The organism is Xanthomarina sp. F2636L (genome assembly GCF_026410195.1).
Classification (GTDB): domain Bacteria; phylum Bacteroidota; class Bacteroidia; order Flavobacteriales; family Flavobacteriaceae; genus Xanthomarina.
On sequence record NZ_JAPMLM010000061.1, the window covers coordinates 1 to 23,638 of the forward strand.

General features: G+C 33.6%; 19 protein-coding genes. 17 read left to right on the forward strand and 2 right to left on the reverse strand.

The features are described from left to right. The 16 genes from OS191_RS05325 to OS191_RS05400 all read left to right on the forward strand — a co-directional run. The coding region (locus OS191_RS05325) for a T9SS type A sorting domain-containing protein (protein WP_267154686.1) at nucleotides 1-771 on the forward strand (771 nt) is incomplete at its 5' end. A 349-nt stretch (nucleotides 772-1,120) separates the two neighbouring features. After that, nucleotides 1,121-1,510, forward strand: coding sequence for a hypothetical protein (locus OS191_RS05330; protein WP_267154687.1), 390 nt, complete (start codon nucleotides 1,121-1,123; stop codon nucleotides 1,508-1,510). Nucleotides 1,511-1,549: 39 nt separating this feature from the next. Further along, complete coding sequence (locus OS191_RS05335; protein WP_267154688.1) at nucleotides 1,550-3,208, forward strand: tetratricopeptide repeat-containing sensor histidine kinase; 1,659 nt, start codon at nucleotides 1,550-1,552, stop codon at nucleotides 3,206-3,208. A gap of 1 nt (nucleotide 3,209) precedes the next feature. Then, nucleotides 3,210-3,875 carry a response regulator transcription factor gene (locus OS191_RS05340; protein WP_267154689.1) on the forward strand — a complete coding sequence of 222 codons (666 nt, stop codon included), beginning with the start codon at nucleotides 3,210-3,212 and terminating at the stop codon, nucleotides 3,873-3,875. A gap of 689 nt (nucleotides 3,876-4,564) precedes the next feature. Beyond that, nucleotides 4,565-4,960 carry a hypothetical protein gene (locus OS191_RS05345; RefSeq protein WP_267154690.1) on the forward strand — a complete coding sequence of 132 codons (396 nt, stop codon included), beginning with the start codon at nucleotides 4,565-4,567 and terminating at the stop codon, nucleotides 4,958-4,960. A 110-nt stretch (nucleotides 4,961-5,070) separates the two neighbouring features. Next, nucleotides 5,071-5,793, forward strand: a complete 723-nt coding sequence (locus tag OS191_RS05350; RefSeq protein WP_267154691.1) for a hypothetical protein — start codon at nucleotides 5,071-5,073, stop codon at nucleotides 5,791-5,793. A gap of 18 nt (nucleotides 5,794-5,811) precedes the next feature. After that, entirely contained in the window at nucleotides 5,812-6,186 is a 375-nt protein-coding gene (locus tag OS191_RS05355; protein ID WP_267154692.1) for a hypothetical protein, read from the forward strand. Between the two features lie 162 nt (nucleotides 6,187-6,348). Beyond that, the gene (locus OS191_RS05360; RefSeq protein WP_267154693.1) at nucleotides 6,349-7,965 is read left to right on the forward strand and encodes a type I restriction-modification system subunit M; all 1,617 of its coding nucleotides are present in this window, start codon (nucleotides 6,349-6,351) and stop codon (nucleotides 7,963-7,965) included. Between the two features lie 4 nt (nucleotides 7,966-7,969). Further along, complete coding sequence (locus OS191_RS05365) at nucleotides 7,970-9,913, forward strand: ATP-dependent nuclease (protein WP_267154694.1); 1,944 nt, start codon at nucleotides 7,970-7,972, stop codon at nucleotides 9,911-9,913. 263 nt (nucleotides 9,914-10,176) lie between these two features. Next, nucleotides 10,177-11,481, forward strand: coding sequence for a restriction endonuclease subunit S (locus OS191_RS05370; RefSeq protein WP_267154695.1), 1,305 nt, complete (start codon nucleotides 10,177-10,179; stop codon nucleotides 11,479-11,481). An 11-nt stretch (nucleotides 11,482-11,492) separates the two neighbouring features. Then, nucleotides 11,493-11,636, forward strand: coding sequence for a DUF1737 domain-containing protein (locus tag OS191_RS05375; RefSeq protein ID WP_267154696.1), 144 nt, complete (start codon nucleotides 11,493-11,495; stop codon nucleotides 11,634-11,636). Nucleotides 11,637-11,769: 133 nt separating this feature from the next. Next, nucleotides 11,770-14,778, forward strand: coding sequence for a type I restriction endonuclease subunit R (locus OS191_RS05380; RefSeq protein ID WP_267154697.1), 3,009 nt, complete (start codon nucleotides 11,770-11,772; stop codon nucleotides 14,776-14,778). A gap of 13 nt (nucleotides 14,779-14,791) precedes the next feature. After that, nucleotides 14,792-15,055, forward strand: a complete 264-nt coding sequence (locus tag OS191_RS05385) for a hypothetical protein (RefSeq protein ID WP_267154698.1) — start codon at nucleotides 14,792-14,794, stop codon at nucleotides 15,053-15,055. Continuing rightward, complete coding sequence (locus tag OS191_RS05390; protein ID WP_267154699.1) at nucleotides 15,055-15,624, forward strand: DUF6642 family protein; 570 nt, start codon at nucleotides 15,055-15,057, stop codon at nucleotides 15,622-15,624. Before OS191_RS05385 ends, OS191_RS05390 begins: the two co-directional genes overlap by 1 nt. A 21-nt stretch (nucleotides 15,625-15,645) precedes the next feature. Continuing rightward, a complete protein-coding gene (locus tag OS191_RS05395) occupies nucleotides 15,646-18,603 on the forward strand; it encodes an EVE domain-containing protein (protein WP_267154700.1) in 2,958 nt (985 codons plus the stop codon). Beyond that, complete coding sequence (locus OS191_RS05400; RefSeq protein WP_267154701.1) at nucleotides 18,604-19,848, forward strand: McrC family protein; 1,245 nt, start codon at nucleotides 18,604-18,606, stop codon at nucleotides 19,846-19,848. 101 nt (nucleotides 19,849-19,949) lie between these two features. Here OS191_RS05400 and OS191_RS05405 read toward each other — a convergent pair whose 3' ends face one another. Beyond that, entirely contained in the window at nucleotides 19,950-20,705 is a 756-nt protein-coding gene (locus OS191_RS05405; protein WP_267154702.1) for a LytR/AlgR family response regulator transcription factor, read from the reverse strand. Beyond that, nucleotides 20,706-21,719 (reverse strand): sensor histidine kinase, encoded by a 1,014-nt coding sequence (locus tag OS191_RS05410; protein ID WP_267154703.1) that lies wholly within the window; start codon nucleotides 21,717-21,719, stop codon nucleotides 20,706-20,708. It lies immediately after the preceding gene. A gap of 213 nt (nucleotides 21,720-21,932) precedes the next feature. Between OS191_RS05410 and OS191_RS05415 the strand changes: the two genes are divergently transcribed. Beyond that, a complete protein-coding gene (locus tag OS191_RS05415) occupies nucleotides 21,933-23,396 on the forward strand; it encodes a viperin family antiviral radical SAM protein (protein ID WP_267154704.1) in 1,464 nt (487 codons plus the stop codon). Nucleotides 23,397-23,638 lie beyond the last annotated feature (242 nt).

Below are 23,638 nucleotides of genomic sequence, written 5' to 3' on the forward strand. Positions count from 1 at the left end.
TTTAGTCAAGGTTATGAATATAGTTTGAATTTTTTAGGAGTAAATGCAAATACAGGTAATTACCAAATAGCTTTAGTTGCAACTCCAGATTTTGAACAGGTTACGCCAGCAGCCACAGCCGATTTAGGAGCGTCTGTTTATTTACCATCAGAATTATCCATTGATAATTTTGAAACAGCAGATTCAAATTTACAATTTTTTGAATGGCAGGTAAATCAGGAAGCATCTTTCGATGGAGGGATTACAGATTTACTTTTATTGATACGTTCAGATGTTGTTCCTAATAATTTTACTCATGCAGCAGGAGAAGCCATAACACTTATTAATTTCGATATTATTAATGAAATAGAACCTGGAGTACTTCCAACGTCTGGTGAATTAATTTTTGCTGAAAATGATGATCCTATCGTAATAGATAATTATCATGAAACCTGGTTAAATATTAATTTATGGAATGGTGCTGGTACACAGAACTATTATTCAGGGAATAATCCAGCCGCAAGTTCTATTAATTTTGCAACCTTATCAATTCCAGAACAAGTAAGTTTGGATCATATCATTTCAATACATCCCAACCCAACGTCAGATTATATACATATAACAACCAATCATCAAATTCAACACGTAGAGGTTTTTGATATTTTAGGTAAAAAAGTAAAAGAAGTCTCTAACAAGAATCAAATAGCTGTGAATACGTTAAAAGCAGGAATTTACCTTGTAAAAGTGATAACAGACAAAGGAGGTATTACCAAAAAAATTGTCATAAAGTAATATCAAAGTGGTTGTTAATCAGTTTCAATCATAGTTGAGTCTAAGCGCAAAATATTTATTTTGCGCTTTTTTAAATCCCTATGTTTTTTATCAAAACAGACCATGTCTCCTCCTAATTAAAACTCAGAGTTTTGTATCATTCATTTTAAGATATACAAAATAACAGATAAAGGGTGTCAAACACCTTTAAAAGCCATGATTGATTAACAGCATGATTATTTATTGGTCTTTTTACTGTGGTACAAATACAGACGAAAGCTTTCTTGGGGATGTTAATTTGTGGATAATTTCAGGATTTAAAAAAGTGGCACTTGTTAATATTTTTTATCTTTAAAAAAAATATAACAGTATGAAGCCTTCCGAACTAATAGAATCAATGACTAGAAAGGAGACGTTAAAATCGCAACTCCTTCATATTCTGGACGCTTTTCAGCAGATGGATTATCATAAGTTAAACCAGTTGTTGGACGAAGGTTATTATGAAGACATGCCTAAAACAGCTTTTATATATAAACAAAAGCGCATTTTTAGGTATCTGCAAAAAGAAGGAGATACCCAGTTACACTTATCCACCAACATCTGTACAGGCTGTCTCTGTGGCAAGCCAGTGTTTGTTTTTACAGGCAACCACTCTGGGTTGACCTATGGGGTGTATGTGGAGTTTTTAAACGATGCCATTGTGGATGTTTTCCGATGTTCGGAACAGTCTAGTAGTTCTTTTGGTCTGATGCCCTTTTAATCCTTAAATGATAGCCCTAGTATTGGTTTCAATTGTTCTATGAGTTTTATTAAAACGTTTCTAATCCCTATCCTATTTTTTATTGGCTGTCCGTTGTTAACAGCAGGCATGGGTCAGCAGGAACCAGTTGATAGTAGTTATTATTATTACAACAAGGTAATCAAGCCAGAGTTTAAGTCCGATTTATTACAAGCTTTTGTGTTTTACAGAAACCAAAAAGATAAACACCTGAAGCAATCAGACACCTTACAGGCAATTTATAGTTTGAGACAACTGGCCATCATTCAAAATAAACTAGGTATTTTATACGATAGTGAAACCTCTGCTATAGAAGCTTTAAGCCTATTGGAAAGCTTAGCTGAAAGTACAGAAACCAGGGAGTCTAAAGCAGGTATATACAATCATTTGGGACGTGTGTATAGCGACATGCAAGACCAGAGCAATGCCATAGTTTATTATAAAAAAGCTCTGACTCTTGCAGACAGCAAATTACAAGATTTGATCCTGCGCAATAATATTGCATTTGCCCATTTAGAAGCAGATAGTCTGGATCTGGCTTTAAAGGAATTTACAGCTCTTTATCAAGAAAGTTTGGTGTATCAAGACAGTGTTATGATAGCCAGAACCCTTAACAACCTGGGATTAGTAAAAGGAAAACTACAGGACCTTACAGCCTTGCTGGATTTGGAACAGGCTTTAAGGCTACGCCTGGCATTAGGAAATATGACTCATATTTTGGGCAGCTATTTAGATCTTACGGAATATTATATTCTTCAAGACAACATTCCACAAGCCAGGATAGCGGCTGAAAAAGCATATCAACTGGCCAGAGCCTCAAACAATCCTAGTCATCTAGTATCTGCTTTAGGGATGTTGGTTCAATTAAAAGACGATCCAGATGTCCAGTATTATAAACAACTTATAGACAGCGTACATACAGCCAATATGCTGGTAGAGGGAAAATACGCCTCCAAAAAATACGCCCTGGCAGCCCAAGAAGCTTTGGCCAATAAAAGGCTGTTGCAGCTGGAACAGGAAAAAAGCTATAAATATTTGTATGGATTTTTTGCCTTGCTGGTACTAGGTTTGGGGATAACTGTAGCCGTTTTTCAAAGGTTGCGTTATAAGAAGCAAAAGCAGTTGGAAGTTTATCATACCGAGTTGCGTATTTCCAAAAAAGTACATGATGAGGTCGCGAATGAGGTGTATCATGTTATGACTAAAATCCAGCAAAACCCAGAAGTAAATGAAGCCGTGCTGGACGATTTAGAGCGTGTGTATCATAAAACCAGAGATATTTCCAGGGAACATCACGAGATTGAGGTCAAGGAAAATTTTAAAGACGTCTTGTCAGATTTAATAAGTAATTATAAGAGCGATTTGGTAAACTGCATTACCAAAGACCTTTCAAAAGTACATTGGTCTCTGCTTAGCAGGAACAAAAAAATAGCCATTTATAGGGTCTTACAGGAATTGTTGGTCAATATGAAAAAACACAGTCAGGCATCTATTGTGGTTATTAGTTTTGTTCAAAATCACAAAAAACTAACCATTACCTATAAGGATAATGGCCAGGGTTGTACCCTAAAAAAACAAAACGGACTTCAAAATACGGAAAACCGTATAAAAACATTAAAAGGTTCTATTACTTTTAGCTCAGAAATAAACCAAGGCTTTCAAGCTGTTATCATTATCTAAGATGTTTAAAAAGGTTATATTGGCAGACGATTTGGTAAGTATCAATCTGGGTATGCTTACTATTTTAGATACTTTAAAAGTAGGGCAGGTGCACTCGGTGCAGTATTGTGACGATGCATTTTTAAAAATAAGACGTGCTGTTCAAGACCAGGAACCCTACGATTTGTTAATCACCGATTTGTCCTTTAAAAAAGACCATCGCGACCAAGACTACCCTTCCGGGGAAGCACTTATAGAAGCCTTACATGCCACATATCCTGAGTTAAACATTATTGTATATTCCATAGAAGACCGTATCCAGCGGGTGCGCAAGTTGGTGACTCAATACGGGGTAAAGGCCTATGTATGTAAGGGCAGGAGAGGGCTTATAGAATTAAAGGATGCCATACAGGTTGTTAATAACCAGCAAACCTATATATCCCAACAGGTGGCTTCAGCCATAAGCAAGAAAACTGATTTGGAAATTGACGATTTCGATATCCTTATCCTTAAACACTTATCCTTGGGCTTGTCTCAAGATCAGATTAGTCAGCAACTCAAAGACGATAAGATTTCACCTAGCAGTTTGAGTACCATAGAAAAAAGGCTAAACAAACTGCGCATTCAATTTAGAGCTAATAATGCTATTCATCTGGTAGCCCTTGTTAAAGATTTGGGCTTGATATAATTTTTTTAGGTCCTTACGGAAAGCCGTAAGGATATTCAATCATAACCCTGTAGTTTTGTTTTAAGCTAATAATTATTATTAATTAGTGTGGGAGAATGAAAAAGCGTATCCGTTTAGGTGCGCTTTTTTTTGTTTCTATATATTCTGTGTTTTTTAGATTCTGCTTATTAGAATGGGGATTGGGAGGTGGTTTCTATAAGGTTGCTATGGGGTAGGTATAAAGAATATATGCTATACATACGCTATATATACGCTATAAGGATTGTTTAATTGACTCTTTTTCACTACTTTAGAGTTGAGTTTGATGGTAATATTAATTCATGATTATTATGGCACGACAAAAAGGTATTATTAAGATTATAGGCACTCTAGGTGGGGCTAATTTTTATATAGACAAAGAGGCCGGTGCTTTGGCCAGAACTGCAGGAGGTGGTTTTGATGGGGATACTATTCGTACGAGTCCGAGGATGGTTCGGGTGCGCGAGAACTCCAGTGAATTTGGAAATTGCAGTCGGGTGAAAAAGCAGTTTCGGTTGGCTTTGTTGCCCTTTTTTCAAGGGATAAGGAGCAGGGCTTTTCATTCCGATTTGGTGAGTTTGTTTATGCAAATTAAGGCTTTAGACCAGGTGTCTGAGCGCGGGCAGAGACAGGTGTATCATGGGATGCAAACTGCTAAGGGCCGGCAGCTCATGAAACGGCATTCCTTTGTTCCGGAGAAAGATCTGGTGTCTGGTTTCTGCAGGCAGGCCAATTTTAACTGGACGACGCAGCAGTTGGATGTTAGCGATTTTAATCCAGATCTCTATAAGGTACCAAAGACAGCCACACATATAGGGGTGACTTTAGGGGTTTTGGATTTTGATTTTGAAACTTTAGAACATTCTTTAAGCCTTTCGTCCATTCATTTTGTGGCGTTGGGAGCAGGAGGTTCTTCTTTTAGTTTAACACCAGAGCAGGTACTTGTTCCAGCCCATGTGGGGTTTGTGGTTTTAGGCTTGAGATACTACGAACTTATTGAAAACGAGGTGTATGCTTTTAAGAAGCCTTTGGGGGTACAGATTTTGGATGTTTTGAATACGAATTAGCTGGAATGACGTAGAAGGTTCGATTTTTTTAGCTAGTCTTTTTTGGTTACGGTTTACCGTAAGGATACTAAGTTAAAGCTTAGTAAGTTTGATTTAAAACCAACTAAATCATGAAACATTATTTCCTAGTCCTACTGCTATTAAGCATGATTTTCCCTAGGCAAGCAAGCAGTCAAAACGATGGCGCAGCCATTGCAGCAGCCGTAGGTGGTGCTATAGCTGTAGGAGCTATTATTGCTTCCATAGATCAAATGGAAGAGCAAGCAGAGTTAACTGCCACCGAATGGATTTTGCATAACCATCCAGAGCTGACGAGTTTTTCTTTAAAAACCATGTCTTTCGATGGCAAAAAAGCTAAAGACATGTCGGCCACCTCAGTCATTACCTATAAAATTCAAGAATTTGTACCAGAAATGGATCCTGAATTAAAAGGTAAAAAACAAGTGTTGTTTGGTTTTACAAGTCCTGGTTGGATTAGCGATTACGGAATAGACTTTAATAAAGTGAATTGGTTTTTAATAGACGAGACCGAATGGATGCGAATGATGGTTGCTTATGTAAAAGTAGCCTCTGATGAGAAAAATGAGTCTAATTTAAACAACAGCTTAAAAGAAGGAAAAATTGTGAACCGTGGCGTTAAATCTGGTAGCAAACTAGCAATACCCTTTTTTAAATTAACCGGAGATATGTATGTGGTAACGGATTATTCAGAAAGATTGAAACTATTATATAACGAACGTTCTTTAGGTGTCTATTTAAAAGAAACCAGAGATTTAGTGCAGATAGGGCGTGGTGATATTATTGATATTCATGATTTCTTTTTTGATAATTAATTTTAAAAATATACCCTTATGAAATACCTAATATCATTTATTATTGGAACTATTTTCTTATGTAGTTCTATAAACGCACATTCCCAAGAGGTTTCTTGCGATGATTTACTATCATTTATTAAAGATAAAGGATATTACAAAAGCACAGTAAGTAGTTACACACTAAATTCTGAGTGGCTCCATGAAGTAAAAGCGTATAGTTATGATTATAAAATATATGTGGTAGCCAAAATTAAGAAAAACGCGTATAGTTACAGTACCAATACCTATATTTTCTGTGGGATCCCATCCATGAATTGGTCAAACTTTCAATATGGTGGTTATGGGGATTCTGATTCTTATGGCGAACGCTTTCATAAGTATATTTTTAATTATAAGTGTGATTGTTATTAAAGGTCTTTTAGAGTTACAATTATCATTACTTTTGATATCTTTAAACTCTCCTCTAGCACTAAGCCATACAGATTGTAATATCTCTCTGTTTTTTTAGGGTATTTATTATTTTCTCATGCAAGAATTCCTATTTTTACAAAAGGACTAATTTTAATTATTTAAATGACCAAAAACCAACCTAAAGCCGATATCAATTTCGAACAAGAACTCTGGAAAGCGGCCAACGAACTTCGTGGTGCTGTTGCCGAAAACCAATATAAAGACTTTGTCTTACCTCTTATCTTTTTAAAGCATGTATCTGAACGTTTTGAGTTACGTCGTGACATCCTTAAAGGATTGCTCAACGATCCAAAGTCGGATTATTACACACAAGACAAAGAAGAGCAAAACTATGTCCTAGAAGATGCAGATGAATATCTATCTAAAAACACATACATCATCCCAGAAAAAGCGACTTGGCAATTCTTGCAGGATAATGCAGAGCAAGATAATATCAAGGTGTTGGTTGATAATGCGTTCGATTTATTAGATGAAACCCTAGCAACATACAGACCAGACCTAAAAGGCATCCTACCACGTATTTTTGTAAAAAGCCAATTAACAGCCAAACAAGTAGCTGGTTTAATAAACCTATTGGCAAACCCAAAGCTTTCTGAAAAAGAAAACCCTGATAGTGATATATTGGGTCGGGTCTATGAATATTACATTGGTAAGTTTGCTATTGCCGAAGGCTCTGGTGCAGGACAATTCTTTACCCCTGGAAGTATTGTACGCTTATTGGTTGAAATGATTGAACCTTACGAAGGTAAAATCTTTGATGCTGCCTGTGGTTCAGGTGGTATGTTTGTACAATCTTTGAAGTTTTTACAAGCCCATGGTGGCGACAAGAAAAACATATCTATTTATGGGCAGGAACGTTATGATGGCACCTTGCGTTTATGTAAAATGAATCTGGCTTTACGAGATTTATCCTTTGATGTGAGATTAGGTGACTCACTATTACAAGATAAATTTCCAGACCTAAAGGCCGACTTCATTATCGTGAATCCTCCTTTTAATGTCAGCCAATGGCATCCGGAAGATTTACCTGAAAACGACCCACGCTTGTTTGGACCTAAAGAAGAGTTTACCACAGATGGTAACGCCAATTATATGTGGATGCAAACCTTTTGGAGTCATTTAAGTGATGCAGGTACAGCAGCAGTAGTGATGGCAAATGGCGCCATGACCTCCAATAACAAAGGCGAAAAAAATGTACGGCAACACATGGTAGATAACAGCATGGTAGATTGTATTGTACGTTTACCAGATAAATTGTTTCTAACCACAGGTATTCCAGCTTGTATCTTTATTTTAAGTAAAAATAGAGATGGCAAAGATGGCATTCATAGAGAGCGTACTAACGAGATTCTGTTTATTGACACATCTAAAATGGGGACTATGGAAAGCCGTAAGCTTCGTGTTTTTACAGATGAAGACATTGCAAAAGTAACTGACACCTACCACGCTTGGCGTAATAATCCCGTCATTGCGAGCGAAGCGAAGCAATCTGCCATTTATGAAGACGATCCCGGCTTCTCCTACAGCGCAACCCTAGAAGACGTACAAAAACAAGACTACAAACTTACACCTGGTATTTACGTAGGTACAGAAGCCGTAGAAGACGACGGTATCCCGTTTGAAGATAAAATGGAAATCTTAAAAGCCCAATTGCACGAGCAGTTCGCCAAGGGCAACGACTTACAACATCAAATTTTAGAGAATTTTGAAAAGTTTTAAATAAATGATTTTAGAAAAAATAAACATTAAAGATTATAAGTCCATTTCTGAGTTAGAATGGATTTTAAATGATGGATTATCTTGCCTAGTAGGACAAAATGAAAGTGGCAAAAGTAACTTGTTGGAGGTTTTTGATTTTATCGAAGGAAAGGAGGCTAAAAAATTAAACTTTGAAACTCATACAAATAGGTCAAGTGAGAGTTACAATAATCAAAAATTACCTACAATAATTTACCATTTTAAATTTACAGAGGAATCGAAAAATAAATTTCTTGAAAAGCTTAACAAAGGAAAAATTGAAACAGCAAAACATGGAGGTATAGAAAATTTAACACATTATATAATAGAAATAGATGAAAGTCAAGGGGAAAATCAAAACATTTATTTTTTATGGAATGGTAAAAAAGTACACCCTAAGAGTTTGACTACTATTAGTTTACAAAATAGACAAGTTGGGGGTAGAGTGGCTTCAACAAAAAGAGAGGTTACAATTAACCAGCAAGTTTTAACTAATATTGTTAGAGATATTGATTCAATAGTTCCTAATAGAATTAAGTTAAACGACCAGGATTTTAAAATAACTTTTAATAGTACATTAGAAAATATTAAAAATGGTTCTGCTAAAAACACTTCTATATTTAAGTTAATGAAAATAGCAGGTTTAAATAACGCAAGTAGAATCCCTTCTGGACGTAACCAAATAAGGCAATACTTAAGAGGTTTAAATCGAAAACTGAACAAAGAATTTGTACATAAATACTATTCACAAGACAATAGTGTCAGGTTGGAATTTGTACATGATTCAGGTGAGATATCAGTAGATATTGAAGATAATTCAGACGGAACTTATATAATGGAAGAACGAAGTGATGGTTTCAAATATTTTTTCTCATTATTAATAGAGATGGCATCTAATTTAATGGATAACGAAAATGTATATTTCCTGTTAGATGAGCCTGGAGGTAGACTACATCCGAGTGGTCAAAGAGATTTATTAAAATACCTTGAGGAGTTGGCAGACAAACATAAAATTATATACACAACTCATTCCCCTTTTTTGATTAATCGTCTTTATCCTAATCGTGTTAGAATTGTTGCTAGAGATCCAGAAAAGGGTACGGTATTCAAGTTTAAAGGGTTTTCTAAAAACTGGAAGCCAATGCGCTCATCATTAGGGCTCAATATTAAGGATAGTTTCTACTACTCAGATAAAGCTCTTATTGTAGAAGGGCCAGAAGATTTAATATTTATTTCTAGTCTTATAGAGTATTTTAATAGGATAGGTGAATTGGATTTGAATACGGATTTGTTTTCTTTTATTGATGCTGGAGGCGAGAGTAATTTACCTGCTATGGTTCAAATAATAATGGATGATGAAAGACCAACTTTAGTTTTAATTGATTCTGATTCTGTTTCAACCTATAACAAACTCAATAAAAAAGTAAACGCAGTAGGTGATTCTTCTATCTTAGATTTAATCCAAGTTAATGAATTTAAAAAAGAAGCGATCTCGATTGAAGATTTATTACCATATCAACTATTACAAAATGCAGTAAAACTTTTTTGTGCAGAATTGGAATTGGATGGAACTTTGAAAAAAAAGAAACAAACTTCCAATGGACACGATGCATCAGCTATTGCAACTGCGGTCATGGCTGTTGCTAGTGAAGTTGCTTCATCAATTGCTACATTACCAATTGATTTGTCAAAAATATCTTCTTCAAGATATAATACTTCAATAGCTCATGCAGTTAAGAATTTTTATAACGAAGTAGATTTGGAAGAAGTTAAATGGAACAATAAAAAAACACCAATTTCTAAGGTTGGTATTGCGCGTCATTTTGAATTATTACTTCAAGAAGATAAAATAGATAAATCTAAAATGGATTTTAAACCAAGTTTAAAACTTGTTGAAACTATTGCAAAGAAACTAGGCTTATTGAGCTAATTATAAATAACCATAGATTATGAAAATAGAACTCAACATCCAACCGAACGAAGATTTATATTACTATTATATGAATTGGACAGCTCGTCAAGATAATAAAATACACAAAGCCACTTGTAGATTTTGCAATTACGGTACAGGAAGCCATCAAAATGTAAATAGGGGAGAAAATGGTGTCTGGGTAGGTCCATTTTCTTCATTAGAATTATGTGTTGAACACGTTCAGAATACATTAAACTTTCCACCTAATCTACATGCTTGCTGTGAATAACAACTGGAAAACATATAAACTCTCTGAAGTCACAACCAAAATTGGAAGCGGAGCAACACCAAGAGGTGGAAAAGAAGCATATAAAGACTCGGGTGTTTCATTAATTAGAAGTCAGAATGTTTTAGATTATAAGTTTTCAACTGATGGTCTTGCGTTTATAGATGACAAACAAGCATCCAAACTAAACAATGTTGCTATTGAGGAAAATGATGTTTTACTAAATATAACAGGTGATTCAGTTGCAAGAGTATGTTCAGTTCCTAATGTGTTTTTACCAGCAAGAGTAAATCAACATGTAGCAATAATTAGAGCAGATAATAAATTATTAGATGCAAATTATTTAAAGTATTCATTGCTCGAAATATCAAACAAAAACTTGTTACTAACATTGGCAAGTGCAGGAGCTACAAGAAATGCACTAACAAAATCAATGATTGAGGATTTTGAGTTGAACCTTCCAAAGTTACCAGAACAAAAAGCAATAGCAAAAATCCTCTCAGCCATAGACGACAAAATAGAAAACAACCTAGCCATAAACAAAACCTTAGAAGACATGGCAATGGCACTGTACAAACATTGGTTTGTAGATTTTGGTCCTTTTCAAGATGGCGAGTTTGTGGATAGTGAGTTGGGTGAAATCCCTAAAGGTTGGGAAGTGAAAGTTTTAGGAGATTTTGTAAATCATCAAAAGGGTTTTGCTTTTAAATCTAAATGGTATCAAGATCATGGTGAGTTAGTTGTAAGAGTAAGTGATACCACTCATAATTCTATAAATGTAGAGTCTTGTAATAAAATTTCAACTGAATTAGCTTCAAAACATATTGCTTATTCTTTAGATACTGATGATGTTATTATTGCTACAGTTGGTTCTTGGCCACCAAATTACTCATCAGTTGTTGGTAAGGTTGTTAGAGTACCAAAAACTGCTGAAGGAGGTTTGTTAAATCAAAATGCTGTTAGATTAAAAATGAATATTGATAATGAGCAACATCAAGGCTTATTGTATTGTACTTTAAAGAATAATAGATTTTTAAATTATATAGTAAATAGTGCTCAAGGTAGTGCGAGTCAAGCAAGTATCAAGTTAGTCGATATTTTTGAATATCCTATTCCTTTTGGAGGTATTGAAATATTTAATAAATTTTCAAATTTGATAGAATCAAATATTTCAGAACAGAATGCACTTATTTTAGAAAATCAAACCCTAACCAAACTACGCGACACCCTATTATCAAAACTGATAAGTGGAGAGGTGCGTTTAAAAAAATTTAAAAAAGAAGTAGAATCAATACTATAAAAATAAAAAACATGGAATACAAAATTGTACAAGAAAATCTCATAATTGGTTTATCAAATAAAGTAAATGAAGAAATTAGAAAAGGGTGGAAACCACAAGGAGGTGTTAATTTTAGACGCACTGAAGGTTTTTTTCAAGCGATGATTAAAGAATAATAATTAATAAGATTCCTGATTGTGCAGAAAGTTGATATGACAACCGAAACAACCATAGAACAAGCTACCACACTTCCTGCGAAAGCAGGAATCTCTGTTGGTAAAAATGGATTATTGAATAAACCCAAATAGTATGACAACCGAGGCAACAATTGAACAAGCTACTATTGAGTGGCTACAAGACCTTAACTACACACATGTAGATGGTAATGAGCTGCCTCAAAACCATAAAGAGGTTGTGCTGAAAGACCAGTTGTTGGCGTTTATTCAAAAACAATATCCACAGCTCCCAAACGAGATTCAAGAATTAGCCGTTGCAGAATTTACCCATAATGTAGGTGCAGACCTGGAGCATCGTAACAGAGACTTTCATTTAAAGCTCTCTAAAGGCAAGGAGTTCAGTTATGAAGATGCTTCTGGAAAGGAAAAAGCAGTCCACATCTACCCAATAGATTTTTCAGAAACCGGTATACAGAACAATCGTTTTTTAGCGGTCACCCAATTCAGCATCACAGGAAAAAATAAACGCCGTCCAGACATCATCATTTACATCAATGGCTTACCATTAATTGTCTTTGAACTCAAAAACTGGTACGACGAGAATACGACTATTAAAGAAGCACACAACCAAATACAACACTATAAAAAAGACATTCCTATATTGTTTGAGTACAATGCCTTAACTATTATTAGCGATGGTAACGAAGCCCAACATGGCATGTTTAGTTCTGGTATGGAATGGTTTGCACCTTGGAAAAGTATTGATGGTGTTGAAACCGTTCAAGAAGACGATTTCCAAATGTACAGCTTGTTATTTGGCTTGTTCCCAAAAGAACGTATTCTTAATTACATCAAAAACTTCATCTTTCACGAAGACCATAACGGCACACTCATTAAAAAAGGCGCCAAGTACCACCAGTTCTTTGGAGTAAATTTTGCTGTTGAGGCAGCTAAAAAATCAGTCCGGCCTTTTGGTGATGGTCGTATTGGCGTTATTTGGCACACCCAAGGGTCTGGAAAAAGTATTTCCATGGCTATGTATACTGGTATTTTACGCAGCTTACCAGAATTAAAAAATCCAACCATTGTCGTTCAAGTAGATAGAAGCGATTTAGACCAACAACTCTATGAAAACTTTGTATTGGCAAAAGACCTGGTAGGCGATGTCAACCATGCCGAAAGCACAGAAGATTTAAGAACCCTTTTAAGTGCTGGAGCTGGTGGTGTAATTTTTACAACCATAGAAAAGTTTCGTTTAAAACTAACCACAGAAAATACTTTGGGTGAGTTAGAACACCCTATTCTTTCAGAACGTGAAAACATTATCGTCATGGCAGATGAGGCTCACAGAACCCAATATGGATTGCTCGATGGCTTTGCATCTAATCTGCGTAAAGCCTTACCAAAAGCGTCTTTTATTGGTTTCACAGGAACACCAATAGACAGTAAAGATGCCGACACCCAAGAAGTCTTTGGAGACGTTATTCATACCTACGACATCAAACAAGCCGTAGAAGATAATGCAACCGTAAATATTTTTTATGAACCACGTTTGGCAAAACTTCATTTATGGAATGAAAACATAGATGATGAGGTAGATAAAATCACCGAAGATGTTGAAGATAATGGCAACTTAAAATGGGCAGCTATTGAAGATGCGGCAGGAAGTGAAGATAGAGTTAACAAAATAGCAAATGATATTCTCAACCATTTTAAAAAAAGAATAGCTACGTTAGATGGGAAAGCCATGGTGGTTTGCATGAGCAGACGTAACTGTGTAAAAATGTACAACGCCTTAACGGCTTTGGAAGGTTGTCCAGAAGTGGCTGTAGTAATGACTGGAAATATCTCAAAAGATCCCATAGCATGGAACGACCACTTCCGAACCAAGGACGCAACCGAAGCCTTAAAAAAACGTTTCCGTAAAGAAACCGACCCCTTAAAGATTGTCATTGTACGCGATATGTGGTTGACAGGTTTTGATGCACCTTGTGTCCATACCATGTATGTAGATAAGATTATGAAAGGGCATACCTTAATGCAAGCTATTACACGAACCAATCGTGTATTTAAGGATAAAAAGAATGGCGTTATTGTCGATTATATTGGTATTGGCGATAATTTAAAATCGGCAACCGATAAATACACCAAAGGTGGAGGAAAAGGACAGCCAACCATTGATATGGAGCAAGCTTTAGAGTTGTTTTTTAATCAAATAGAGATTTGCAAAACCTTTCTTCCAGAAAATATAGACTACTCCCAATGGAAAGTGCTTCGTGATGCAGACAAAGTATTATTAGTAAAACAAGCTATAAATTTTGTCATTAAGGACGATGAAGCTTCCAATAGCTTGATGTTGGAAGAGAAAAAACTATCTGGATTATTGTCCATAGTTAAAAGTCAGCCAGCCATTCAAGACCATGTGGTAGATGTCTTATTTATACAACATGTGTCCAAAGCTGTACGTAATGCAAAATCGGTCAAATCGAGTAGGAGTGAGCAAAAAGAAAAAATAAAAGAACTCATCAGTCAGAGTATCGATTCCGAAGAAATAGTTGATGTATTTGCCATGGCAGGAATTGAAAAACCAGACATATCTATTTTAGATGAGACCTTTCTGCTAGGCGCGAAAAAAGAAAAAGATGCCCATGCTTTAAAGATTGAATTGATAAAGAACATCTTAAAAGACGAAATCAAATTACGTCTACATAAAAACATCAAGAAGTACACCTCATTAAGAGAAGAGCTAGAAAAAGTAATCGATAAGTATCATAACAATGCTTTAGACAGTTATGCCACCATTGCCGAATTGATAGAGCGTTCTAAACAATTGCAAAACGATGATAAACGTACGGAAGAATTAGGCTTAACCGAAGAAGAATTAGCTTTTTATGACATTCTAGCCACCAAACAAGACATCATAAAAGAAGAAGGCCCAATACAAGATATCGTGCATGCGGTTGTAAAAGCAGTAAAAAAGAACTTACAACTAGACTGGACTAAAAAAGAAAACGCCAAAGCAGCGATACGCTTAGCTGTTAAAAAAGAATTACGAGGCAAAGTATCATTAACTAAACTAAACGAAATACTTCAAGAAATCATGCAACAAGCCGAAGGGCAATATAGTGATTGGAGTGCTTAATAAAAGAATCATTATGGAGTATAGCAAAGTAGTTAAAATGGGATATGTAATTGAAGAGTTTTTAAAAATTAAAAAACTTAAAAATGCGAAGCCTAAAGAACTAATGCCAATGCTTATTGAAAAAGGGTTCTTTAATCAAGACCATAGAGACGGTTTACCCTTAAGAAATGTCCTTAGGGACTTAGATGAAAAGAACATGTTATATCTATTACCACAAGTTGAAGTAGAACGAAAAGAAACCAATCGTTTTTGGTTTTTTAATGCAATAAATATCTAATGACCAAGAGAGATTATATTCGTGATATTTTTTGTTTAGAAGGTGATTGGGATGAGAATTTAAGAAATTCTGGAACCATTGCACCAGCTCTTAATTTATTAGAAAAAAATTGTGGTATTGAAGTTTTACATAAAACATGTTCTACCAAAAAAGAATTTAAGTCTAGAATCCAGCATATTGTTAATGGTAATCAAAAAAGTTATTCTAGATTTCAAATAATCTATTTAGCTTTTCATGGAATCGATAATGAAATTGATTTGGGAGTTGAAAGTATTTCATTGTCTAAATTATCTAAATATTTCTCCGAGGATTTCAGCAATCGCATTATCCATTTTGGTAGTTGTAAAACGATTTCTTCTAAAGAAAATGTAGAAGAACTTTTGCGTAATACAGAAGCACTTGCTGTTACTGGATATTCAAAAGATATTGATTTTATACCTAGTACAGTAATGGATATTCTTTTTTTTGAAGAATGTCAAAACTGGAAGAGAATAGAAACCATTGAGAAAAAAATGAAATCTAAATATGGACAATTAATGAATGATTTGGGTTTTGAGATTTATTATTAAAACAGAAGATAGTAATACAATATGATATTTGAGAAAGTAAAATCAGAACATATTCGTCAAGGAATCAAGGATTTTGAAGAAAAAGGATTACCAAATGGATTTGGTTCTTCTTCCACCTATGATTTAGTTTTTGGTGATAAAAGATATCCTCCTAAAGCCATTATGGCTTATGCAAATTTTCATGCAGTAGGTGATACTCCAAACAATAATTTTAGTGGAGGAGAGGGAACAGATTGTTTTAAAGCTTTTGAAAGATATAGGTTTATAATTGAAAAGAAAGTTAATAATATGTACGAGAAGTTATATGCATTAAAGCAAGAGTTTTTAGATACTTGGCTAGTTGAAAAATTGGAACAAATGACTATAGAAGAATATACCAATCTAGATAGGGAGGATTCGTTTTGTTATTGGTTAGAACATGTTAGCCGAGATTTAGGAAGTATTGTTGGTGGAAGCTCTTATAAATTTGGTATTTATAAAATGGCTGAAACTTCTAAAACCGAAAAAGCTAGTAACAGAACCAATAATGGTGAATATGCTTGGCATACTAAATATGGTAATACCCAAGAGGTAGCCTTTAATAATATCAAAGCCATTATTATTAAAATAGCAAAAGCATCTCAAGCCAATAATTTAGAGCTTATAGACACTATAGATTTAGGACATGCCTACAAATGGAAAATAGCCTTTATGTATGGCGATTTTAATTGCTTAAATGCTTTTAAAATAGATGCCTTACGGGTTATTGCTACCAATCTTGGAATAGATTATACCAATAAAACACCAGTTTCTAAATTTCATAATCAAATTATAAAAACAAAGCCTGTTGGTGTAGAATATTTTACTTGGAGTCATGGTTTATGGAAGCAATACGAAACACGTTTAAGAGATGTAAAAAAAGAGTTTGCAAAATGGTTAAATGAAAATACATTCGAATCTTATCGTGCATACCTAGGACATACAAACAAAAGTATTGAAGATAGACTGGATGAGATTAATAACTATTTTGATGATCTTAATTTCTTTTTAGTAAATCCTACTAATATTAATGGTTTAGTAAGTTCCATTCTATTTTTATTGAGTAAAAAAGAACGTGTAAAAAATCCAGAATTTGTAGAATATGATTCTAAAAATAGTAATGGAATACCTAAAGCCATCTTGGGTAAAAACAATTACATCAAATTCTTAAAAGAAACGTTCGATTATCAAGAACCTAATTATTGGATCTTTCAAGGCAATCCTAACACTTATAATATAACCAATGCTTTAAAAGCAGCACATTTAAAATCTTGGAAAGTTACAGCACATAAAGACAAGATAAAAGTTGGAGATCAAGTTATATTATGGCAAACAGGAGACAAGGCAGGTTGCTATGCTTTAGCAGAGGTAACTTCGGAGGTTGGTATTTTTAAGGAAGAAGCTTTTGAGCAGCAATATTACATAAATCAAGAAGCAAGTACAGCTACGGATCGGGTTAAGATAAAGATCACTAAATATCTTGCAGACAATCCTATTTTATGGGAAGACATAAAATACAACCCTACTTTTTCAGATTTTAAAGCAGGAAATCAAGGCACAAATTTTAGTGCTACTGAAGAAGAGTTTAATGCTTTATTAAATTGGAATATAACAAACAATACTGTTTCAGAAGAGGCAACCAAATATAACCTAAAAATGAAAGCAAGAAATCAAATACTTTATGGTCCACCAGGAACAGGAAAAACGTTTTATTTAAAAGACCAGTTGTTTGATAGGTATACATTGAAAGAAAACGCAGTAACTAAAGAAAAATATTTTGAGGAAATTGTAACAAATCTAACATGGTGGCAAGTCATCACTTTAGCACTTATTGAAATAGGAACTGCTAAAGTAAATGCTATTTTAGAAAATAGATGGGTAGCAAAAAAAGCAGCATTATCTGATTCTAAAAATGTGAGAGCTACTATTTGGGGAACTTTGCAAATGCATACTATCGCAGAATCTGAAACTGTGGCTTATAAACAACGTCAAAACCCTTTAATTTTTGATAAAACTAAAGATAAACTGTGGATGTTGTTAAATGAAGAAGTTAAAGAGCAAATCCCAGAAATATTTGACATTTTAAAGGACATCAATGATTTTGAAATAAGTCCTCAAAAAGCAATTAAAAACTTTGACTTTGTAACCTTTCATCAATCCTTTGCCTACGAAGATTTTATTGAAGGTATTAAACCAATTCTACCAGAAACAGAAGGAGAAGAAGCTAAGGATTTAGGATATGCTATTGAAGATGGTGTTTTTAAACAATTATGTACAAAAGCCAAAAACGATCCAGATAATCGTTATGCTATTTTTATAGATGAAATAAACAGAGGAAATGTCTCTGCTATTTTTGGTGAATTAATTACACTAATTGAATTAGATAAACGTAAAGGTGCAAAAAACGAATTGAGTATTAAATTACCATACTCTAAAAAAGAATTTTCTGTGCCTTCTAATCTAGATATTTATGGCACCATGAATACTGCAGATAGATCTGTAGAGGCCTTAGACACCGCTTTAAGACGTCGCTTCGAGTTTAAAGAAATGATGCCAGATTATACCATTATTCAAGAGGAGGAAGTAGATGGCATTCAACTTTCAGAAGTATTGGAAAAGATTAATCAACGCATTGAATTATTGATAGATAGGGATCATACCATTGGGCATTCTTATTTTGTAAATGTCAATACACCCGAAAAATTAGCTAAAGCTTTTAATAATAAAATTGTGCCTCTATTGCAGGAGTATTTTTATGGCGATTATGGTAAAATTGGATTAGTGCTAGGGAAGGGGTTTGTTGATGTAATCGATAATAAAGATATTGAATTTGCAAGCTTTAAATATGAAAATTCTAACGATTATAAAATTCCAAGTTATCAATTAATTTCAGTGAAGAAAGACACAGTGATTGAAGCTGTTAAATTATTATTAGGAAAGAAAGAATTTATTTCAGAATAATTGAATAAAAGGGGAAATATATCTGTTTTTGAGCATCAACGATTATACGTTGGTGAACATGGCTTTAAGCAAGTACACTTAGATGCTTTATTAAAACTTAACGAATATCACGATGGTAATTATTTTGAGCCTATAGCCAAAGGAATAAAGTTTAATCAATACGTGGGTGTTATTCAGGTTGATGGTCTAACTATTGAAATTCATCCGAAAGCCGATAAAGACGATGAGGACAGAAAGTGGAAAGGTGTTTTAATTAAAATGCTACAGGCCTGTGGGAAACTGAAAGCAGAATCTTCTGGTGCAGCACATGTAAAAAGACAGCATCTTAATTTATTAGAAGTTTATTTTGAGTTGTACCTATTAGAGGTTGAGAATCTTGTTAGAAAAGGATTAATAAAACAATACAGACATCAAACTAAAAACACAAAAGCTTTAAAAGGGAAGTTAGAGTTTGCCGGACATATTAGAAAAAATGTGGTTCATAAAGAGCGATTTTTCACGACGCATCAAGTTTATGATCAGGATCACTTTTTACATCAGGTTTTATATAAAGCTTTAACTGTTGTTGCCCAATTTACAAAAGGCTCCAGATTACAAGATTTATCCAATAGAGTGCAGTTAAACTTTCCGGAAGTAGCTAATAAGACTATTACTGCAAAGCAATTGCAGGCGATACAATTAAATAGAAAATCTAATGCTTATAGTTATGCTTTAGAATTAGCGAGACTAATTATTTTAAACTATTCTCCAGATATTTCTAGTGGAAAAGAAAAGATGCTTTCCCTTCTGTTCGATATGAATGTCCTTTGGGAAGAGTATATATTAAAACAGCTTCAAAAAGCTTGTATTGGGGCAGGAATTACAGTTTCAGGACAAGAATCAAAATCCTTCTGGGGAAATAATAGTTTAAGACCTGATGTTGTTTTGAGAGAAGGGGAGAATACCTACATTATAGACACCAAATGGAAACGACCACAAAAAAGCTCTGCTTCAGTTTCCGATTTAAGACAAATGTATAGCTATTGTCGTTTTTGGGATGCAGAAAAAGCTATGCTACTATATCCTGGTGATTTTAAAACCAACATGTTCCAAGTTTTCGAGACAGATGATTATTCTGTAGGTCAAGCGGGTACATTAAAAATCGACCATCAGTGTAAAATGGGGTTTGTGTCTGTTTTGGATGAAGGAGGAGAATTGGATAAAAATATTGGGGAGAAGATAATACAGCTTTTATACAACATATAAACTTTAAGTTTAGCTTTCAATTTTTTTACAATACTACTTTATTGAACACCATGAAACGAATGGCGAGTGTGAATAAGTAATGTTTGTTTATAGAGTCAGTGCTAAATCCCGAACATCGTTCTCATTTTTGTTATAAACCCTGCTTTTTCTTGATCGGCTATTAAAAAGGTTTCTTGGCAGTTATGTAAGTTGAGGTGTTTGTTATCTCTATTTTTTATTTTAGAGACATTGATAATTGTACTTTGATTAATTTTTTCAAACCCAAAAGGGCTTAGTTTTTTATAAAAATCGTTAATGCTTATACGCACATTACTTTCAATCACTTCATCGTTTTTGCCATATATATTCACACAATTTTTATGGGCTTGTTTTCCTTTTATATTTCTTGAAGTACTTATATAATAAGCTTTTTCTGGATAGAAACCTATATCTTTATGAGTGCCTATACGAATGCTAATTAAATCTGCTTTTTGGTGTTTTTGTATTGGGTTTATATTTCCAATAACTTTGTTTTTAAGAATAAGCTTAAATTCTTCAATATCGAAAGGTTTGCTTAAATAACCCGACACGTTTAAGGCGTTCATCATTTTAGGGCCATTATTTGTGGTTGATGTTAAAAACACAATCTTTTTATTTGTGCCAATTTTTTGTGCTAACTCAATGCCGTTATATACAGGCATATCAAAATCTACAAGAAGTAAATCGTAATCATCTGGATGAACTTCTTCAAATGCCTTTTTTGAGCTACTATAGCTTTGAATATGTTTTAAACCAAAATCTTTAGAAATGGTATCAATCTTAGTTTTGACCCAATTTAAAATCTTAGGATCGTCGTCAATTAGTATGTATCGTATCATTTAATTTAAACTTAAGGTTAATTCAGAAAGATATTGATTGTTAGGGAGTGTTTTATGTACTAGTTTGCTATTCGGATAATACGCATCGAGTAGCTGTTGCAATGCATTTAATCCAAATTGTCCAGAATGCTGTACTTCCATTTGATTGTCACTTTTATGCTCGGCGCTATTCACTAAGCAATAACTTAACTGTTTTTGCTCTGTTTCTTTTAGGGTGATTGAAATAAATGATTCTTTATTATTTAAACTACCATGTTTTAAGGCGTTTTCAACAAAAGGAAAAAATAAAGTTGGCTTTATTTTTAAATTTTTTCTTAGCTCATTATTTAGCATGTTTTTTAATTCGATATGTGCATGGGGTCTTAAATATTGGATGAGTTCCATAAACATATTAATATGAAGCCATTCTTCTTCTAAATCAATGTGTTCTTTATTAAGAGCAGACACATTATAATCTAAAAGTTTGAAAATTTGCTTTAAAGCTTTTAGTGAAGGTATCTTGTTTTCTGTTTTCTTAAAGCTATAATAAATGCCTAAAAAGGATTTGTGATTATTTTCAGCATGTTCTAAATCCATATAAATCTGATTAATCACATTCTTAATAAAATGTGCACCAAGTCTGGTGTTGTTGGCTTCTACATTTTTAAAATTTACGTAACGTTCGTAAGCTTGTTTCTGATGATTTATAACCTCTTTTTGCTGTTCTATTTCTATCTCTTTTTGGCTTAGCGTATCATAAAACTTTTGCTTGTAGCCTTCCAAATTAGCCTTGAGCTGTATGATATCATTTTGACTAATTACAAGCTTATTTTCTAATAATTCCACTTTGCTTACTTGAGTTTTGAATTTTTCTACCTCAATTTTGCTAGCTTTTAATTCGTCTGTTAATCTTCTATTCTTTTTCCTAAAAGAGCGTTTCTTGTAGAGGTTATACCAGTTTCTTATTGTAACTAAAATAAATAAACCTAAGAGAATTAAAAAAACAATTCTAAAATCATCTGAAGGGTTTTGCATAAGTGTGGTTAGTAGGGTTTAAAAATAATTAAGAATAGCGATGGTTATTGGTTTGGATTTAGATATCACAAAAGTTAGGGGTTATATCCCAAATATAAGCAGTCTATCACAAACTGGGAAATTTAATTTTAATCAACTGCATATTTACAGTATCAAAGAGAGCTGTTAGTAAGATAGTAAGCCTCTTAGGTGTTAATTTAATAATTAAAACAAATGAAAAATAAAATCACATTAAGTGGATTTGCAGGTTCAGGAAAGTCAACTGTTGGAGAATTAATCCAAACCAAATTAGGATACGAATTTATTTCTGTAGGTAACTATTCAAGGTTATTTGCTAAGGAATATTATGGTATGACAATTAATCAATTTCAAGAAAAATGTAAAAAAGAACCTGAGTTAGATTTTCAAATAGATGAAAAATTTAAATCGCTTTGTAATAGTAAAAAACATGCCATTATTGATTATAGATTAGGATTCAAATTTATAGAGAAAGGTTTTCATGTGTTGTTAAAAGTTTCTGATAACACTGCTTTTGAAAGAATTAACATAGCTAAGAGAGAAAGTGAATTAACAACTCCTGAAAGTGTTAGCAGTAGGAATAGGACTATGCGAAAAAGATTTTTAGAAACGTATAAAGTGGATTTTACGGATGAAATGAATTATGATTTGGTAATAAATACAGATCATTTGAATTCTTATCAAGTTGCATCAAAAATTATTAAAGCTTTCCAAGATTATAATGGTGAAACGGAAAAATTAATAACTGAAGATATGAAATCCATCCAACCAATTCCGAGTGTGAATTATCATCTATGGGAACCGTGTAATATGCGTTGTAAATTTTGTTTTGCAACTTTTAAAGATGTAAAACAGACTATTTTACCAAAAGGACACTTGCCAGAAGCAGACGCTTTAAAAGTTGTGGAACATATTGCGGCAGCAGGTTTTAAGAAAATAACCTTTGCAGGTGGCGAGCCTTTACTTTGCAAATGGTTACCAAAATTAATTATGAAAGCTAAGGGATTAGGAATGACCACCATGATTGTAACCAATGGAAGTAAATTAACGGATGCTTTTTTAAAAGCAAATATCGATTATTTAGATTGGATTGCAGTAAGTGTAGATAGTTTAGAGGAGGAAAACAATATTAAAATTGGTAGAGCTATTACAGGAAAAAGTCCATTAAGTAAAGGGTTTTATTTTGATTTAGTGGATAACATTAAGAAGTATGGATATGGCTTAAAGATTAATACTGTAGTCAATAAAATAAATTATAAAGATAACTTAACGGAATTAATAGAATACGCTAAACCACAACGTTGGAAAGTACTACAGGTATTACCAATAGTGGGGCAAAATGATATTAAAATAGATGATTTTATAATCACGACAGAAGAGTATAACTATTTTTTAAAAACACATACTGCTATAGAAACAATAGTACCAGAGTCTAATGATGAAATTAAAGGTAGTTATGTAATGGTTGATCCTGCAGGACGTTTTTTTGACAATGCAGCAGGAACACATAATTATAGCAAACCTATTTTGGAGGTTGGGATAAAAGAAGCTTTAAAAACAGTTAATTACAACCTCAATAAGTTTTTAGATAGGGGTGGTGTTTATGATTGGGAGAATGTTAAAAACAAAGATTTAAGAGAGGAGGACGCAAAATCATGAGAAATCATTTAGTAGGTTTTTGTAAATCAGAGCACTTTACATACAGACAATGGGATAGAAAAATAAGCGATAAAGTGCTAACGTATGTGTTAAAAAATGTAGAGACAAATAAATGTAATACGCTTCTTATAGTTAGCCGAAAAGTATTGAAAAATATGAATATTAAAGTAAACAAGGAGTTGTTTATTAAAATAGATAATAATACTTTAATTACTTGTTTTTATTGTGATTTTCAGAAATAC

Coding starts and splice junctions, on each gene's coding strand:
- OS191_RS05405 (WP_267154702.1), bottom strand. CDS start 20,705: ATGATACGATACATACTAATTGACGACGATCCTAAGATTTTAAATTGG.
- OS191_RS05335 (WP_267154688.1), top strand. CDS start 1,550: ATGAGTTTTATTAAAACGTTTCTAATCCCTATCCTATTTTTTATTGGC.
- OS191_RS05410 (WP_267154703.1), bottom strand. CDS start 21,719: ATGCAAAACCCTTCAGATGATTTTAGAATTGTTTTTTTAATTCTCTTA.
- OS191_RS05345 (WP_267154690.1), top strand. CDS start 4,565: ATGAAACGGCATTCCTTTGTTCCGGAGAAAGATCTGGTGTCTGGTTTC.
- OS191_RS05385 (WP_267154698.1), top strand. CDS start 14,792: ATGGAGTATAGCAAAGTAGTTAAAATGGGATATGTAATTGAAGAGTTT.
- OS191_RS05350 (WP_267154691.1), top strand. CDS start 5,071: ATGAAACATTATTTCCTAGTCCTACTGCTATTAAGCATGATTTTCCCT.
- OS191_RS05340 (WP_267154689.1), top strand. CDS start 3,210: ATGTTTAAAAAGGTTATATTGGCAGACGATTTGGTAAGTATCAATCTG.
- OS191_RS05380 (WP_267154697.1), top strand. CDS start 11,770: ATGACAACCGAGGCAACAATTGAACAAGCTACTATTGAGTGGCTACAA.
- OS191_RS05365 (WP_267154694.1), top strand. CDS start 7,970: ATGATTTTAGAAAAAATAAACATTAAAGATTATAAGTCCATTTCTGAG.
- OS191_RS05355 (WP_267154692.1), top strand. CDS start 5,812: ATGAAATACCTAATATCATTTATTATTGGAACTATTTTCTTATGTAGT.
- OS191_RS05375 (WP_267154696.1), top strand. CDS start 11,493: ATGGAATACAAAATTGTACAAGAAAATCTCATAATTGGTTTATCAAAT.
- OS191_RS05360 (WP_267154693.1), top strand. CDS start 6,349: ATGACCAAAAACCAACCTAAAGCCGATATCAATTTCGAACAAGAACTC.
- OS191_RS05390 (WP_267154699.1), top strand. CDS start 15,055: ATGACCAAGAGAGATTATATTCGTGATATTTTTTGTTTAGAAGGTGAT.
- OS191_RS05330 (WP_267154687.1), top strand. CDS start 1,121: ATGAAGCCTTCCGAACTAATAGAATCAATGACTAGAAAGGAGACGTTA.
- OS191_RS05395 (WP_267154700.1), top strand. CDS start 15,646: ATGATATTTGAGAAAGTAAAATCAGAACATATTCGTCAAGGAATCAAG.
- OS191_RS05415 (WP_267154704.1), top strand. CDS start 21,933: ATGAAAAATAAAATCACATTAAGTGGATTTGCAGGTTCAGGAAAGTCA.